The sequence below is a fragment of the Fusicatenibacter sp. genome, assembly GCF_977045365.1.
Map to the genome: position 1 here is coordinate 1 of NZ_CDRRUH010000066.1, position 16819 is coordinate 16819.

13 protein-coding genes are annotated in these 16819 nt (G+C 50.3%); 5 read left to right on the plus strand and 8 right to left on the minus strand.

Annotated elements, in window-relative coordinates:
• From ACY2VW_RS12295 to ACY2VW_RS12305, 3 genes are all read left to right on the plus strand, one after another.
• A partial coding sequence (locus ACY2VW_RS12295; RefSeq protein WP_461878269.1) for an RNA-guided endonuclease TnpB family protein occupies nucleotides 1–502 on the plus strand: 502 nt, incomplete at its 5' end.
• 163 nt (nucleotides 503–665) lie between these two features.
• Nucleotides 666–902, plus strand: coding sequence for a hypothetical protein (locus ACY2VW_RS12300; RefSeq protein WP_461878270.1), 237 nt, complete (start codon nucleotides 666–668; stop codon nucleotides 900–902).
• Complete coding sequence (locus tag ACY2VW_RS12305) at nucleotides 899–1501, plus strand: HAD family hydrolase (protein ID WP_349142257.1); 603 nt, start codon at nucleotides 899–901, stop codon at nucleotides 1499–1501. The genes ACY2VW_RS12300 and ACY2VW_RS12305 overlap by 4 nt, the downstream gene beginning before the upstream one ends.
• 50 nt (nucleotides 1502–1551) lie before the next feature.
• Here ACY2VW_RS12305 and ACY2VW_RS12310 read toward each other — a convergent pair whose 3' ends face one another.
• The 7 genes from ACY2VW_RS12310 to ACY2VW_RS12340 form a co-directional block, all read right to left on the minus strand.
• On the minus strand, nucleotides 1552–4098 hold the full coding sequence (locus tag ACY2VW_RS12310) for a transglutaminase domain-containing protein (protein WP_461878271.1): 2547 nt from the start codon (nucleotides 4096–4098) through the stop codon (nucleotides 1552–1554).
• Nucleotides 4099–4360: 262 nt separating this feature from the next.
• On the minus strand, nucleotides 4361–5374 hold the full coding sequence (locus ACY2VW_RS12315; RefSeq protein ID WP_461878272.1) for a glycoside hydrolase family 18 protein: 1014 nt from the start codon (nucleotides 5372–5374) through the stop codon (nucleotides 4361–4363).
• A 19-nt stretch (nucleotides 5375–5393) separates the two neighbouring features.
• Nucleotides 5394–6773, minus strand: a complete 1380-nt coding sequence (locus tag ACY2VW_RS12320; protein WP_461878277.1) for an alpha-L-fucosidase — start codon at nucleotides 6771–6773, stop codon at nucleotides 5394–5396.
• Nucleotides 6774–6902: 129 nt separating this feature from the next.
• The gene (locus ACY2VW_RS12325; protein ID WP_461878273.1) at nucleotides 6903–8534 is read right to left on the minus strand and encodes an extracellular solute-binding protein; all 1632 of its coding nucleotides are present in this window, start codon (nucleotides 8532–8534) and stop codon (nucleotides 6903–6905) included.
• A 137-nt stretch (nucleotides 8535–8671) separates the two neighbouring features.
• Nucleotides 8672–9601 (minus strand): carbohydrate ABC transporter permease, encoded by a 930-nt coding sequence (locus tag ACY2VW_RS12330; RefSeq protein WP_461874988.1) that lies wholly within the window; start codon nucleotides 9599–9601, stop codon nucleotides 8672–8674.
• Between the two features lie 14 nt (nucleotides 9602–9615).
• Complete coding sequence (locus ACY2VW_RS12335) at nucleotides 9616–10551, minus strand: ABC transporter permease (RefSeq protein WP_461874987.1); 936 nt, start codon at nucleotides 10549–10551, stop codon at nucleotides 9616–9618.
• Nucleotides 10552–10999: 448 nt separating this feature from the next.
• The gene (locus ACY2VW_RS12340) at nucleotides 11000–13240 is read right to left on the minus strand and encodes a glycoside hydrolase family 3 N-terminal domain-containing protein (protein WP_022463172.1); all 2241 of its coding nucleotides are present in this window, start codon (nucleotides 13238–13240) and stop codon (nucleotides 11000–11002) included.
• A gap of 217 nt (nucleotides 13241–13457) precedes the next feature.
• On the opposite strand from ACY2VW_RS12340, the gene ACY2VW_RS12345 reads away from it, so the two are divergent.
• Entirely contained in the window at nucleotides 13458–14525 is a 1068-nt protein-coding gene (locus ACY2VW_RS12345; RefSeq protein ID WP_461878274.1) for a carbohydrate-binding family 9-like protein, read from the plus strand.
• A 51-nt stretch (nucleotides 14526–14576) separates the two neighbouring features.
• Nucleotides 14577–15599, plus strand: coding sequence for a LacI family DNA-binding transcriptional regulator (locus tag ACY2VW_RS12350; RefSeq protein ID WP_461878275.1), 1023 nt, complete (start codon nucleotides 14577–14579; stop codon nucleotides 15597–15599).
• A gap of 132 nt (nucleotides 15600–15731) precedes the next feature.
• On the opposite strand, the gene ACY2VW_RS12355 is transcribed toward ACY2VW_RS12350, so the two are convergent.
• On the minus strand, nucleotides 15732–16819 hold a 1088-nt coding region (locus tag ACY2VW_RS12355), incomplete at its 5' end, for a glycoside hydrolase family 38 C-terminal domain-containing protein (protein WP_461878276.1).

A 16819-nucleotide genomic window follows, 5' to 3' on the forward strand; every position in this document is an offset into this window, starting at 1 on the left:
GAAGTATTACAGGAATGCAGAGGAAAAATTAGCGAGGGAGCAGCGCAGACTTTCCAAAATGCAGAAAGGTTCGAACAACCGCAGCAGGCAGAGAATCAAGGTGGCAAAACTCCACGAAAAGGTTTCCGGTCAACGAAAGGATTTTCTGCATAAGCTGTCGAGGCAGATAGCAAACACTTATGATTGTGTATGTATAGAATCCTTAGATATGAAAGCGATGTCACAGATGCTGAACTTTGGAAAATCTGTTTCAGATAACGGGTGGGGAATGTTCACAGGGTTCTTGAAATACAAACTTGAGGAACAGGGTAAAAAGATTGTGAAGGTGGACAATTTTTTCGCCAGCAGTCAGATTTGTTCCGTTTGTGGTTACAGGAACGCAGAGACAAAAAATCTTGCGGTCAGAGAGTGGGATTGTCCGCAGTGCGGAACCCATCACGACAGAGATGTAAATGCGGCTGGCAATATCAGAAATGAGGGAATGCGGCTGGTAGTGGCATGACCGTAACGTAATATAAAAAAACCGTGGGACACACGGGGATAGCTCGCTTATGCTTAGCACATTGGTGCTATCGAACGAGAACCAAACCTACCGAGGTTAGGGAAGCCCCCATCTCTACAGGTGGGGGAGGATGTCACTTTCAGCGAAAGATCGGAGATTTTATATGAAACGACTCAAACAGATCGGCGCCATTCTCACCATCGCGGTCCTGATCGGATTCGGACTTGGCGCCATGATTTTTGCGTTTATCGACACGCCGTTTGCACACAAGGCGCTGACGGTCTGCCTCTACTGTGCAATTACCGTACCAGTGCTCATCTATGCCATGATGCTGGTTGCAAAGGTTCTGTCGCACCGCGATGAGAACAACAAATCAGACAAAGGAGAAAAACAGTCATGATTGATACCATTATTTTTGATGTAGGCCGCGTACTCGTCAACTGGGACTACGAGTCCTATCTGAAACGCTTTGCTTTCGGTCCGGAAAAGACGAAAGCAATCGCCGCCGCAACCTTCGAAAGCCCTTACTGGCGCCAGTTCGACCGCGGAATTCTCACACCGGAGGAGATTGTAAAAGGATTCTGCTCCCTCGCCCCGGAATACACCGAAGAAATCAAAGAGGTTTTCGCCCACTGCGAGGAAACCATCACCCCGCTGCCGTATGCAGAAAGCTGGGTACGCTCCTTAAAAGAAAAAGGCTACCGCCTCTACATCCTCTCCAACTACTCCGGAGACCTCTTCGAGCGCACCAAAGAGAAAATGCCCTTCCTCCCCTACATGGACGGAACCCTCTTCTCCTACACCTGCCATTTAACAAAACCGGAACCGGAGATCTACCAGCACCTGATCCAGAAATTCTCCCTCACTCCGGACCGCTGCGTATTCCTCGACGACACTAAAGCAAACGTCGAAGCTGCAGAGCAGGCAGGGATTCATGGAATTCATTTTACGGGGTATGAAGATGGCGTGGCACAGTTGAAAAAACTGGGCGTTCTTTAAAAAAACAGGCTGCCGCATTCGTGCGTCAGCCTGTTTTTTTTAGTATTAACTTACGCTTTCGCCGCCTCTTCCATCAGCCGCAGCATCAGCCCGACGCTGCCGACGTTATATCCGGCATAGGCGCGTCCGCCGATGTTTCCTGGCAGAGCGAGGATCAGCAGCGGGAGTTTCTCCGCGTCGATTCCCATTTTTTCGGCGATCGCCGGGGCGTCGTCGGATGGGTCGAGGTAGAGGGACATGTTGTGGATGGCTGCGCGGGCTTTCTGGAAGGTGGTGTTTTCCAGATCCGCTTTGGTGCGGACAACCGCTGCCACTCCAGCGTCTTTTGCGTTCCATTTCTCTGATATCTCAATCAGCTCATTCAGAACGTGCTCGGTCGGCTCCTCTCCGGTTCCGAGGAAGGCGAGAAGGATCGGGCCGTCTTTGGTGAGATCGTTCAAGGTATGTGCATTTCCGTCCAGATCCTCCAGCGTGATCTCCGGCAGCTCGATATGCTCTAACAGCTCGTCCAGCTCCTTTTTCACAGTTTCCAGATAAATCTCTTTTGCTTCTCCCGCTTTCAGCTCAAACACGCGGTATACGGCATGCTGATCACCGTTCGGCATACGCATGCTTGTGTTCAAACGGTAGCATCCCGGCTCCAGGGTCAGCGCCAGTGTTTTGCCGTCAAACGCAGTTTCTTCGTAATTCAGCGTCTCAAACACCGTTCCATTCCATTTTCCGATCGTCCATGTCTGATAATACTTCCATGCACTTCCATCCTCTGCATTCAGCGTCAGAACAGCACTTTCTGTGCATTCCGTCTCACCAGCTTCTTCTGCTTCCACACCATAGAATGCCCCATCGCGGTAATACTCCGGCTCCAGTGTCACCGGATTCAGTCTTGCTGCCACATTGAGGCTTCTGCAGACTGCCGCAAACAGAATTTTCTGCGCCAGCGGGCTTCCCTGTCCCATCGTAAGAACACCGACCGGAGTTGCCATGGTCGTGTCATACTCTTCTTCTGCATGGAACGTAATATTCTTCTGAATATATTCCCAGATCCGCTCCGGCTCTTCTGCAAAGCTGCGTTTCGTCTCCTCATCAAAATATCCGCGGATCATGCTCCGATAGCTGGTAAGCTCCTCAAGAAAAATACGCGGGCAGAGAAGATCCTTCACGAAAATCTCCTCCGGCAGATCCCCCTGCTCACAGTCGAGATGATCTTCCAGCACCGATGCCTTCAAATCCTTCGCATCCTTCAGCGCCAGCGAAAACAGCAGTTTCTTCCGGTTCGGGTTTTCATCTTTCGAAAGGAAGGCATAAACTTCTCCAAAATTCTCCCCCGCACGCCGGAAAATCTCTTCCGCTTCCGGATACTCTGCAGCCTTTTTCTCATCAAAACAAGCCGCAAACCGTGCCTTCCGAAGCTTCTCAGCCTCTGCCATCCGTGCCGCATTGCGCTCCTTCTGCTCTTTCGTGACAACCACGTTCCGCACCGGTACTTCCTTCGGCGCCCGGATTTCCAGCGTCTGCCACGTATCATCCGCTGCTGGAACAGCCTCCTCATGCAGCACCAGCTCCAGCGAATCCTCATCTTCGATGCGCATCATCGCCTCTGCCCGGCGCGTACCGTCAAACGCCCGTACCCGGATATCGCCAAGACCAAGCGTCACCTGAACCTCTCCATTCTCGTCCGCAATCAGCACCGCCGCCGGGAAAAACTCAGCCATATTCAGAATCTCAACCGCCACATGCGCTCCCGGAACCGGATTTCCGTTCTCATCCTTCACACCGATCTTCACCAGCTTCGTTCTTCCATAAAACGCCGTGTGATTAAAGTAATGCAGCGCCCCTTCCTTTCCAAGGTACTCCTCATCACTCTCCTTCACATAATCCGAGAAGTTCCGCGTATGAATCAGAATTGCCCGATTCGCCGGACCGGAGAACCAGCCGGTATCCAGCACTTCTTCCGGCTCGCAGGCGCCAAGGAAATGCCACTCGCCGTCCACGAACACCTCAACCCACGCATGGTTGTCATCACAATGCGCCCATCTCGGTGTATAAACCTGCCGCGCCGCAATACCAACACTCCGGTACGCCGTAACCGCAAACGTCGACTCCTCCCCGCAGCGCCCCTTCCCGCTCCGGTACATCGTCATCGGAGACGCCGTCCTGCCGTCCGTCGCCTCATACGTCGCATGCTCCGCGCACCAGTAATTAATCTCCAGAATCGCCTCTCTCAGCGACATTCCAGCCACACGCTCCATAATCTGCTCATAGAAAAATGGTCTGCAGTCCGTAATATCCTCCGAATTAATCCGGTCATACAGCACATAATTCACAAACACATCCTCCGGCAGTTCCCTGCACCAAGCCACATTCTCCCGCAGCATCAGCGCATGCTTCACATAAGACAGAAAAATCTCAAAACCATACTCCCCCGCATCTCTCACCGGCATCGTCCCATATAAAAACTTCATCAGCACAGCCTCATCCTCACTGCACCGCGCCAGCCCTTCTTCAATCACAGGCATCACCGGAGCCAGCAGCTCTCTCCGCTCCTTAAATCTTTCCGTTGCATATCTTTTCAAATTTTCCGAGATCATCTCTACCATCCCTTTCTCTTTTTTCTCTTTTTTCTCTTTTTTCTCCCTCTCCGTCCCCAATACGTACATCTGCCCACAGCCGGCAGACGACATGTGAAAAAGGACTCCTTGCGACTTTGCAGGAACACCGGCATCCGGCGTGTACACAGGTGGCGAACTTTCGCAAGAAAGTCCGACGAATGCGTACACGCCGGATGCCGGTGTCCCTGCAACGGAGTGAGGAGCCTTTTCACATGCCGGCTGCCGGCTGTGGGCCAAAGTGCCCCACTCCCTACATATTCTCTTTAATAAATGAAAGCAGTTCCCCGCTAGGATCGCATTTGTATTCCCAGAACATAATACCACCCATGCCCCGTTCTTTCAAATAATTAATTTTAATTCCCAGCGACTCTGTGTCTTCGTAACTAATAAACGTCTCCCCATTAAACAGATACGGCACTTTCGCCTGCTCATCCCAATACCGGACAAACCCATTCTTTCCAATCCAGCTTTCCTTGAGCTCGCCATAATCTCCGCCATAACCGCCAACAGTAGACGCTTCCATCCCAAGTCCGTTGCGGCATCCAACACCTTTCACGCCATCCCACTTTCTCGAATAAAACGGCACCCCAAGAATCAGTTTTTCCATCGGAACGCCCGCGTTCGCAAACCCATTCACAGCCTTCTCCACGCACGCATCAAACAGATTCCCCTCACTGTGATACAGCGCCGCATGATGCCCCGTCACCATCTGAAATCCGCCCTGCAGATCATACGTCATCAACTGCACATAATCCAGATATTTTGCTGCTTCTTTCATATCCGTCTGCAGCGCAAAATAAACATCCCCGCCGACAGCCGTCGTCACAAACATCCCCGCTTTATATGCATCCAGCGTCTTTCTCAGTTCCGCCAGCAGCAGCGTATAATTCTCCTTATCGGATTTGTCCGAAGCAATCCCCGCCAGCGATGTTCCCGGATACTCCCAGTCAATATCAACACCGTCGAGTCCATACTCCTTCACGATCTCCAGCGCACTCGCTGCAAACTTCTCTCTGCCTTCCTGCGTTCTGGCTGCCTGGGAAAACCCGTCAGCACCCCATCCGCCGACCGAAAGCACAATCTTCAGCTCCGGATGAATTTCATGAATCGATGTAATCCCCTCTTTCGCGTCCTTCGCATCCCAAACAACCTCTCCGTCCCGGATCAGTCCGAACGCAATGTTGATCACGTCGAGCGCCAGCACATCCTCCTTACGCATATGATTCAGATCTGCTGTATTAACATAACCAATAATTCTCTTCATAACTTATTCTGCCCCTCTTCTATTCATTAAAGGTTACGACTTCACCGTGACCCAGATTGTAGGTAATCTCGTCCTCAAGCTCTACCTTCACAACCGTCGCAAACGGATGAATGCTCATCTCGCCGGCCCAGATCCAAAGCGTACCCGGAATGCCGCTCCACGGAAGCGATCCCGTATAAGAGAACCGGAGTTCCTCGCCCGTATGCAGAACCGTCACCTTCTTCACCGGTGTCTTAATGCCCTTCACGCACAGCGTCTCCTGCGGTTTGTCATAAACAAAAAGATAAATCGTCTTCTTATCCGCCGAAATCGTACTTCCTCCGAGGAAATGATTGTAATCCAGGCCCTTATCCGTACCGAAAACAGCCTCCTCGTGGTCATGAATCCATCCGCCGAGATCCAGCAGCACCTTCTCCTGACGCTCATCGAGCGTTCCGTCCTCTTTCGGTCCGATGTCCAGCAGCATTCTTCCGCCGAGGGTAATACAGTCGCAGAACATGCGCACAATCTGGCCGCTGCTCTTGTAATCATTGTCTGACGGACGATATCCCCAGGAGTCATTGATCGTCGTGCAGAATTCCCACTCACCTTTCGGTCCGTACAGCGGGATTCCCTGCTCCGGTGTCTCGTAATCTCCGTAACCCTGCATTCTCGAATTCAATACAACGTTCGGATTCAGGGTATGCAGATATTCCCTGAATTCCGGCATCTTCCACTGTGCTGCGCTCCGCTCCCAGTCACCGTCAAACCACAGAAGATCCACGGTTCCGTAATTCGTCATCAGCTCTTTTAACTGATGATTGTTGAATTCCAGAAATTCCTGCCATTTCTCCGGCTCCTCCTCTTTTCCGGCCGGGGAACCATAGATGTCGTTCAGGCAGTCCTCTTTTTTCATTCCTTCCGGATAAACCGTGCGGTACCGCGGATCCGACCAGTCGATCAGCGAATAATAAATACCGACCTTCAGACCTGCCTCACGCATGGCAGCTGTATACTCTTTTACAAGGTCCCGCGCTGCCGGTGTTTTCTTCACGACACTTAAATCGCTGTATCCGGTATCAAACAGTGCCACGCCGTCATGGTGCTTTGCTGTCATAACCACATACTGCGCTCCTGCTTTCTGAAACAGCTCCGCCCATTTTTTCGCATCAAACTTTGACGCTGTAAATCCTTCACACTGTTTCATGTAATCTTCATAAGAGATATTTCCGTTGTGGAACGACCATGACTCCGACACATCACCCACCGCATAAATCCCATAATGGATAAAAATGCCCAGCTTCGCGTTCCGAAACCAGTCCTGCATCATATCTTCCAGATCCTCCTTTTTTTGTACTCCCGGATTCTTTCTGTTCCCGTAAAAGCAGAGAAAAAAAGATTCCAGGCATCCCTTTTTTATCCGATCTAACTACCCCTTTATTGTTTCTTCCCATTCTATCAGTTCTTGCCAAAAAGAAAGGCATATTACCGTTTTACACTGTAATATGCCTTTTTTCACGCCACAGGAAATATCGTTACCTTTTCCTGTTTATTTCGCGATTTCCTCGATACCCTGAGTTGCTACCCAGTCCTCAAGTCCCAGAGAGTACATACCGTCTACATAAGCCTGCCAGTCAGCATCGTTGTCAATGTCAAGCTCGCCGCATACGAACTGTGCCTGCTGCTGCTCAAAGAAATCTTTGATTGCTGTGTTCGTATCAGAGAAGGTATCAATTTTATCCAGGTCAATCCAGTAGGACGGAATAATTTCTTTGGTCAGGTTTGCCTCATAAGCTTCCTCTGTTGCTTTTTTCTCATCATACATCGGATGCTCTTCTACAAACTCGAAGTCTGCCGGCAGATATTTCGGCAGAGACTGCGGCCACAGATTGCTCCAGGAATATTTTTCCTGATCTTCCTCAGACAGTGTGGTAGTGTCAACCGCATGGTATCCGTCATCCTCTTTGTTTACAATCACACCAACCGGTCCTCTGTTGCAGCCGATGCCGTTCTCCAGTGCGAATGCATTGTCAAACCAGCGGCAGATGATTTCCGGATGCTCTGCCTTGTTTGTGATGACAGCCTGGGTTCTGTATACGTTGAAGCCTTCCGTATCGCGCAGCCAGATTCCGTCTTTGTCTGTGTTCAGAACAGGCATGGAATCGAAATCGCCTCTTTCCTCCGCATCCGGGATTCCGGTAAACTCTCTGCTTCCGTATGCAATGGAAACGCCGTACAGATCCTGATTTCCTTTACCTTCCCATGTGGAGCTGTCCTGTGTGTAAAGCTCTACGTCTACGAGTCCTTCTGCATACAGCTTGTGGAACCAGGAAAGGAACTCACGGTACGTATCGCTGACACCGCCGTAAACAACCTTTTCATCCTGGATTGCAATACCAAGTTTGTTCATCGGAAGTCCGAAATAACCGGCCATCGCCTCGATATGTTTGTTGTTCGGGTCGGTAGAGAACGGGATTTCATCGGAAGCGTCGCCGTTGCCGTTTGCATCCTGCTCTTTGAATGCTTTTAAAACTGCCTCAAACTCGTCTGTCGTGGTCGGCATGCTCATGCCAACATTCTCCAGCCATTTCGTATTGATGTATGGGCTGTATCCAACAGTGGTATCGGCGCATACATACGGAATCGTGTAGATGTGTCCGTCCGGTGCTGTCATTTTCTCTCTTACACCCGGCAGATCCAGGATCGCAGAAATGTTCGGACAATATTTTTCAAAATAATCTTCCAGCGGAATGAATACACCCTGGTTTACACCGTAGGTGAGGATTGCATTATCGCTTAAGGTCCATCCGCCGATCACATCTGCGTAATCTCCGGAGTTCAGGTCCAGATTCAGTCTCTCTGTTGCTGTTTCGTATGGATAAATTTTCAGGTCAACGTCTACATTGGTCTGTTTTTTGAACTCATCGAGCATAATAAACTCGCCGGATTCGCTGGAATCATCGCAGAAGATAGAGAAGGTGTAAGCTCCCTCATCTACCAGCGGCAGACCTTCCTGATACATAATGCCGTTTACTTTTCCATCCTCGTCAACGGTGTCGTTTGCTGCGGATGCTGCAGAAGTACTCTTTGCAGAGCTGCTTCCGTTATCACTTCCGCATCCGGTAAACATGGATGCTACCATTACTGCAGTTAAAACTGCTGCGACTGCTTTTCTTTTCATGATTTTTCCCTCCTGTGTTGTTCCGGCGGCATTTTCCCGCCGGAAGCGCTTTTGCCTGTCCGTTGTCCGGACCCTTTATTTACATACCGCTGTTTCCTGTGCGGCAGATAAATCGTTAAAAAAATTTCTGCTGTAAATCAACCCTTCATGGATCCGATCATAACACCCTTTACAAAGTGCTTCTGCACCAGCGGGTACATAACCAGAACCGGGATACTGCTGATGATAATCAGCGAGTATTTCATAACATCGATCAGCTGCTGTTTTTCCTGCAGTGCTGCTCTTGCTGCTGCCGTTGTTGCGGTCTGGGACAGCGCAGTCTGGTTCGTAATCAGGATGTTACGCAGAACCAGCTGCAGCGGATATTTCGCCTTGTCCGAAATATAAACGAGTGCTGAGAAGTAAGAGTTCCAGTGGCCGACACCATAGTACAGAACCAGAATTGCGATGATCGCTTTGGAAAGCGGAAGTGCAATCTGGAAAAAGAATCTCGCCTGGGTACAGCCGTCAATTTCAGCTGCCTCATACAGCTCTTCCGAAATATTCGATTTGAAGAAGGTTCTTGCCACGATCATGTTGTAGACGCTCAAGCATCCCGGGAGAATCAGTGCCCAGATGGTGTTCAGCATCTGCAGTTTCTGAATGACCAAATAGGTAGGGATCAGACCGCCGCTGAAGAACATGGTAATCAGATAAAAAATGGTGATCGGTTTCTTTCCGGAGAAATTGCTTCTGGAAAGTGCATACGATGTCGGAAGCGTTACGATCAGGTTGACCATGACACCGCAGAAGGTGATGATCAGGGAGTTTAAGAAGCCTCTCATAACCTGGTCGTTTTTAAATACTTCTGCGTAGCCCTTCAGGGTAAATCCGATCGGGTGAAGCAGTACTTTACCACTCGATACGGCGCTTGGCGCACTGATGGATGAAATGATAACCCAGTACAGTGGATATGCCACAACAAACAGGACCAGCGTCAGGATAATGAAGCAGGCTGTGTCAAAAACGACGTCCTCTTTGCATCGTTTCAGTTTCTTTTTTGTCACTGCGGTATTTTCTTTACTCATGTTTTCGTTTCCTCCTACCACAGGCTGTTGCCCGAAAGTTTATCAGATATCGTATTGACAATGATCAGCATAACCATGTTTACGATGGTGTTGAACAGACCGATTGCTGAAGAATACGACATATCGTTGTTGATCAGACCGACCTTATAGACGTAGGTGGAAATGATCTCGGATACGCTGGCATTCAGGTTATTCTGCAGAAGGAAGGCTTTTTCGAAGCCGACGGAAAGAATGCTTCCGCAGTTCATAATCAGAAGAATGGTTGCAGTCGGCATGATCAGCGGAAGGTCGATGTGACGGATCAGCTGTAATTTCGTCGCGCCGTCTACCTTTGCCGCCTCATGCAGCTCCGGGCTGATGCCGGCGAGTGCTGCGAAGTAAATAACGGAGCTCCATCCGGTACTCTGCCATACGCCGGTCCACACATAAATGTGTCTCCAGTAGGCTTTCTTGGCCATGAAGTTGACCGCCGGAATTCCGATTGCTTCCAGTACGTGGTTGATAACACCAACGGACGGAGACAGGAACAGAATGATCATACCGCACATAACTACGGTGGAAATGAAGTTCGGTGCGTAGGTGACAGTCTGGATCACTTTCCGGTATCTCTTATGACGGAAGGAGTTCAGCATCAGAGCCAGGATGATCGGAATCGGGAACGATACGACCAGTCCGTACAGACTCAGGATCAACGTGTTCTTGATGGTAGTCGCAAAGTACGGAGAGTTGAAGAATCTCTCGAAGTAGTACATGCCTACCCACGGGCTCTTGTCGATTCCGGCTGTCGCATTGAAGCGGCGGAACGCGATCTGTACACCGTACATCGGAATGTAGCTGAAGATGAATGTCAGGATCACGCCCGGAACGCAGAAAAGCCAAAGCGAGATGTCTCTCTTAAAGGCGCGGATGGTACGGCCTTTTTTCTTTGCTTTTGTTGGTTTCTCTTTCATTTCTCTCTTGTCCTCCCTTTTCAAAGGTTTCGTGTTTTCCTTGATTGGAGCATCCCTCGCCGTGAACATTTTTCTCTTGCATCATCTTCGCATCTTGTTCTCTTTTTGTGCAACTGCCACAATCAAATCTGTGATTTAAGATTTATCCAACACTGTTTTGTTGAATTTATTTTACCTTTTGTTACCTTATTTGTCAATCATTAATTGAACATATATACCAGTTTGTTACTTTTACGCAATTTAAGCAGGCGTTTTTTAAGCACTTTTCCTATATCTCGACGCGTTTTTCGGTTTTTCTGTCCCTTGCGGCCGTGATCCGTGTTATCTTTTTTCGTATTTTCGTCCATTTCAAAGAAACAAAAAGGGAGAAAATACGTCGTTTTGTTTCGCAACATATTTTCTCCCTTTGTTCAGTTTTGTTACTTTTTATATTATCTTCCGTCAAACCTTACATTTCAGTTACATTTCCGCTCCACCATTTCTCTGCTCCATCCTCGAGCATCAGCTCATAGTCATGGCAGATCACTTCCGGTTTTCCCGGAATCTGGACAAAGTTCATCTCCTCTTTGGAAAGCTGGAACGAAACTTCTTTTTTCTCACCCGGTGCAAGAGAAATTCTGGTAAAAGCTTTCAGCTCTTTGATTCTCGCTACCACACCGCCGGAACGTTTCCGCACATACAGACACGGAACGGAGGTTCCTGCCATGGCACCGGTGTTCTCTACGGTAAACGAAACGGCAGCACCGTTTTCTTCTTTGTTCACGGAAACATCGCTGCACGCAAACGTCGTGTAGGATTTTCCCTCACCGAACGTATGCAGCGGCTGGCTCGTCATATCGCAGTATGCCGGAACGACGGAGGTACGGTAATTGTAGCATACCGGAATCTGGCCGGCGTGGCGCGGCATGGAAACCGGGAGACGGCCGGACGGATTCGTGGTTCCGTAGAGCATCTCTGCAACGGCCTTGCCGCCCATCGGACCCGGATAGAACGCATACAGAAGGGCATTCGAAGCATTTTCGATATCCTCGATGCAGTATGCTCTTCCTGCGATCACAACGGTTACCATCGGCTTGCCAAGGCGGGCAAGCTCTGCAACCAGTTCTTCCTGTGCTGCCGGGATGTGAACCTTTGCGGTGTCCATTCCCTCGCCGCAGTCCATCGAACGGCTGCCGGTTCCCTTGGATGCTGCACCGTTTGCATCGAACACAGCTCCGCCGAAACGGGAAGAAGAACCGCCGACAACAGCTACGATCACATCGCTCTTTGCTGCAAGTGCCAGTGCTTTTGCTTTCTCGTCCTCGTCAGCCTCTGAAAATTCACTTCCCATTGCATAGGAAACTTCCACTCCCTCCGGCGCTTCCTGTTTCATGCCCTGAAGGACGGTGACGCACTCGCTTTCCGGAACCGGCGGGGTGTAGTCGCCGAGCATGCAGTAACGGTCTGCTGCGTGATAGCCGATCACAGCTACTTTTTTGTACTTCTTAGCAAGCGGCAGCACACTCTCCTCGTTTTTCAGAAGAACAGCGGACTCCCGTGCCAGGGAAAGAGATACTTCCGGGATCCCGGCTTCTTCCGGGGTGAGCATGTTTTCTTCCATATAAGGATGTTCAAACAGACCCTTTTCAAATTTCAGCTTCAGAACTTTGAGAACAGACTCGTCGATCTCGCTCTCATCGAGAAGTCCCTGCTCTACGGCCTCGCCGAGACGGCTGAACGCTTCATCCCAGAGGCTCACATCCACACCGGCTTTTCTCGCTGCAACGCCTGCATGCAGAGTATCACCCTCGGTATTCTTAAGGAAATCTACAGCCAAACCATCTGCCATCACAATGCCATCAAAGCCCATTTCACCGCGCAGAACATCGCGGAGCAGCCATGCGTTTCTGTGGCAGTACACGCCGTCGATCTCGTTGTATGCCGCCATGATGCCTTCCACGCCTGCTTCACAGCACGCTTTTGCCGATGGAAAATGGATTTCCCGCAGCTCCCGCTCGCCGATTCTTGCAGCACTCGCGTTCACACCTCCGGTTGTCTCGCCCTGTGCGCAGAAGTGTTTTGCCACACTGCCGACACCGGTGGACTGCATACCGGTGACTGCCGCTTTTGCCATGGATGCGGCAAGGCACGGGTCTTCAGAGTAGCACTCCTCACTTCTTCCCCATCTCGGGTCGCGCGCCATATCGAGCGCCGACATCAGCGCCAGATCCACATGACCGCTCTTTAACTGTTTTCCGCATGCCTTGTAGCCTTCGGAAAGAAGTTCCGGGTCGAATGTTGCGCCTGCTGCCAGGTTGACCGGAAGCAGACCGCCGCCGAGCGCCTGATGGCCGTGCGGGCACTCGGTGCTCATCATCATCGGGATGCCGAGGCGGGAATGATCGATCACATATTTCTGTACTATATTATAGGCTTTTGCGGAAAGTTCCAGCACAATGCCGGTCTTCTCATCTTTATCTGCCCACGGATCGGCACGGTACAGGCCGTACAGGACGCCAAGCCCTCCCATGCGCTCTACTTCCTCTTTAAATTCCTCTGTCAGTGTAAACTCCTCACCCTGTCTCTCGTAAATCCGGAATCCGTACAGACGCTGATTTAACTGTCCTACTTTTTCCTGCAGCGTCATTTTTCCGAGCAGGTCTTTTGCGCGCTCTTCCGGGGAAAGGGCCGCATTCTGATATGCTTCCATTGTTTTTGTTTCCTCCTTGTCCTTCTTCTTATTTCAAGTGGCTTTATTGTACCGCATTCTTTTCATTTTGTCCACAGTAAGTTATCTTTCGTTCATTTTTGTTCATTTTAATGTTGAATTTTATTACTTCCGGTGTTATGATACCTTTTGTCGACACGTTTTCCGCGTGTTTTCTAAAAAAGCTTAACAGTAAATATTTGAAAGGGAGATTTTTACTATGAGTACAAACATCACAATTCCGGTTCCGGCAGTCCCGTTCGCACCGCCGGTTTACACCTGCCACCGCGCAAAAAAGCCGTTTGAGTTAGACGGAAACATCAACAAACCATTCTGGGAAGATGCCCCGTATACCGACGAATTTCTCGATATCGAAGGAAGCCACATGCCGCTTCCGCGCTTTGTCACCCGTGCAAAAATGCTCTGGGATGACGAGAACCTTTACGTAGCAGCCGTGCTTGACGGCGATGAAATCTGGGGACACCAGACCGAGCGCGACTCCGTCATTTTCCTCGACAACGATTTTGAAATCTTCGTTGACCCGGATTCTGATACGTACCATTACTATGAGTTCGAAATGAACGTTCTGAACACGGTATGGGATCTGTTTCTTTCCGAGCCATACCGTGACGGCGGAAGCGGCCTCAATGGCTACGACATGCACGGTCTGCGCACCGCTGTCCATGTAGATGGCTCCATCAACGATCCATCCGTAGAAAACAAGGGCTGGAGCGTTGAGGTTGTCATTCCGTTCGCTGCTCTCTATGAGTATCAGAAAGAACGCCGCGCACCGAAAAACGGAGAATTCTACCGTATGAACTTCTCCCGTGTTCAGTGGAAAGTGGACATCAAGGACAACACTTATGTAAAACGTACCAATGAAGCCGGAAACGTTCTCCCGGAGGACAACTGGGTATGGGCTCCGACCGGTGTCATCAACATTCATTACCCGGAACTCTGGTCTTTCGTTTTCTTCTCTGACGACCACGGCGACGCACCGTGTGACATCACGATTCCGGAGGACGAATACCGCAAATGGGAACTCCGCAAGCTGTATTACGCAGAAAACATTCTGTTTGAGACAACCGGTTCCTACAGCGACAGTCTTACCGTTTTACAGGAGACCCTTGCCGCTTACGCTCCAAATGACTTCAACAAAACCGTCAAAGCTCTTGACTACACCATTGAGACCACAAGCCACTCTTACCTGATCACCTGCCCGAGTGCCGACGGAGCACATTTACTCCTTCTGTATTCCAATGGAAAGGTTGAAAAAGTTACACGTTAAGTGTATAATATGTGTTAGCACTCAAAATTTGTAACAGGATCGGTTTAAACTATGAAAAAAGTAACGTTACAGGAAATCGCGAACTCCCTGGGCATCTCCCGGACTACGGTCTGGAAGGTGTTCAGCGGACATGAAGGCGTCTCCGATTCCCTGCGCACCAAGGTCATCGCCAAAGCCCAGGAACTCGGCTATGCCATCCCGGAGGATTTTCAGTATCCGCAGAGCGCAGAGGAGACCACGCCGGTCAACATTGCAGTTGCCGTCTGCAGACCGGAAACCTCACTTTTCTGGATGACCATCATCCACCAGATTGCAAAAGTATTTTCAACACACAATGTCAATCTCGTTTACACGTATCTTCCGACTTCGGCGGATAAAACGTATTTTCTCCCGCCGACTCTTACAAACGGAAATGTTCACGGCATCATCGTTCTGAATGTGTACAACGAGCGTCTTCTGCGCCTGCTCGCAGAGACACAGATTCCGAAAGTGTTCCTGGACACTTCCTCTCTTGTTGCCCCGGATGAACTGAACGGCGACCTGCTTCTCATGGAGAGCCGCACCAGTGTCCGCCGCATCACCAGCCATCTGCTCGAGCAGGGACGCACCCTTCCGGGCTTCATCGGTGATATCAGCTACGCACAGTCCAACCGCGAACGATATGAAGGTTTCTGCCAGGCTCTGACGGATGCCGGTAAAAAGGTGGATTCTTCTCTCTGCCTGACGACACCGCTCGGTATCGATACGTACCGTGAAGAAATCGATACCTTCCTTTCTTCCCTGTCCCGCATGCCGGACGCTTTCGTCTGCGCCAGCGACTACGTTGCCTGCATTCTGATGCAGCTTCTCGAAAAACGGGGCTTACGCGTACCGGAGGACGTTGCAGTATCCGGCTTCGACAACAATACAGAGGATCTTCTGGCAGAACATCTGACGACTGTTCAGGTCTTCAACGAAGAACTCGGCGCACGTCTGGCACTCCAGATTCTGTACCGGATCAAATATCCGAACACGCCGCATGAAATTACGTATCTCAGCACCAACGTGCTGTACCGCGATTCCACCGGTGACTGATTTTATTTTTCATCTGTTTTCAAAAAAGACACCGTCTTCCCTTCCGGGACACGGTGTCTTTTTCTGTTGCTCGGCATATCAACAATTGGTCCAGTGGACCAATTGTGATTTCTATATTTTATTTCTGTTTTCTTACTTCGCGGTACGGATGCGGATCGTACGGATCTCATACGGCTTGATCGTAAGCTCAATCTCGTTCTCCTTCACACCAAGCGCGCCCTCAATCGGGTTCTCGAGAAGGTCGGTCTCCTCAGCGGATGCAATTGCCTCTGCGCAGTGCAGGGTCACTTTCGTTCTTGCATTCTCCACCTCGTACAGACGAACAATTACGCCGTCGCCGTCCTCTGCCTTCTTCACAGTCTCAAGCACTACGTCGCGTTTGTCTACAGACAGGAATTCCATGCGGTCTTTCTCTGCTGCACCTGCAACTGCTTTTGCCGGTACGTTCAGGTTCAGAGCTTCCTGCTCGGTGCCTGCCTCACGCCATGTTCCTGCGTGCGGATACAGAGAGTAAGTAAAGAAATGCTCTTCCTGGTCTGCGGTCAGGTTCGGCTCAGTTCCGGATTTGATCAGAGTCTGCGTCATCACACGGTTCTTCATGGAATAGCCGTACTTGCAGTCATTCATCAGGCTGACGCCGTAGCTTCCCTCTGAGATATCAGCCCATTTGTGGCCGCATACTTCGAATCTTGCCTGATCCCAGCTTGTGTTGGTGTGCAGTTTTCTTGTCACATTACCGAACTGGATATCGAAAGTTGCCTCGTCGCTGTGAACGTCTACCGGGAAGTGAACTTTCAGTACATGCTCGGCGAACTTCCAGTCAACGTAGGTTTCGAAGTCGATTCTGCGGTCTTTTGCATAGAAATGGATCTGCTGGCGGATGACGGTGTCCATCACTTCGCGCTCAATTTCCAGTGTTGCGCGGACCGGACCGTTTTCTGTCCACTCCATGCGGCGTACACCCTCCACTTTCCAGGATTTCTCGGTGTGGAAGATATCCAGGTTCCATGCGCTGTACTGCAGAGGTTTGTCCTCATAGATACGCAGCTCGTTGCCGGTTGTTCCGCTCTGAAGCACTTCGCGGTCATTCTCTTTATCAAACAGGGAAGTGAATTCACCGTTTGCATCGATCTGGATCGTGTAGAACGGAGTCTCAAGGGTATAGCCCTCTCCAGCTTCTGTTACAGCAAATGGCGTTTCCGCAGCGGCTCCGCTCGTCG

Coding starts and splice junctions, on each gene's coding strand:
- ACY2VW_RS12310 (WP_461878271.1), bottom strand. CDS start 4,098: ATGGTAGAGATGATCTCGGAAAATTTGAAAAGATATGCAACGGAAAGA.
- ACY2VW_RS12340 (WP_022463172.1), bottom strand. CDS start 13,240: ATGGAAGCATATCAGAATGCGGCCCTTTCCCCGGAAGAGCGCGCAAAA.
- ACY2VW_RS12300 (WP_461878270.1), top strand. CDS start 666: ATGAAACGACTCAAACAGATCGGCGCCATTCTCACCATCGCGGTCCTG.
- ACY2VW_RS12350 (WP_461878275.1), top strand. CDS start 14,577: ATGAAAAAAGTAACGTTACAGGAAATCGCGAACTCCCTGGGCATCTCC.
- ACY2VW_RS12315 (WP_461878272.1), bottom strand. CDS start 5,374: ATGAAGAGAATTATTGGTTATGTTAATACAGCAGATCTGAATCATATG.
- ACY2VW_RS12330 (WP_461874988.1), bottom strand. CDS start 9,601: ATGAGTAAAGAAAATACCGCAGTGACAAAAAAGAAACTGAAACGATGC.
- ACY2VW_RS12335 (WP_461874987.1), bottom strand. CDS start 10,551: ATGAAAGAGAAACCAACAAAAGCAAAGAAAAAAGGCCGTACCATCCGC.
- ACY2VW_RS12305 (WP_349142257.1), top strand. CDS start 899: ATGATTGATACCATTATTTTTGATGTAGGCCGCGTACTCGTCAACTGG.
- ACY2VW_RS12325 (WP_461878273.1), bottom strand. CDS start 8,534: ATGAAAAGAAAAGCAGTCGCAGCAGTTTTAACTGCAGTAATGGTAGCA.
- ACY2VW_RS12345 (WP_461878274.1), top strand. CDS start 13,458: ATGAGTACAAACATCACAATTCCGGTTCCGGCAGTCCCGTTCGCACCG.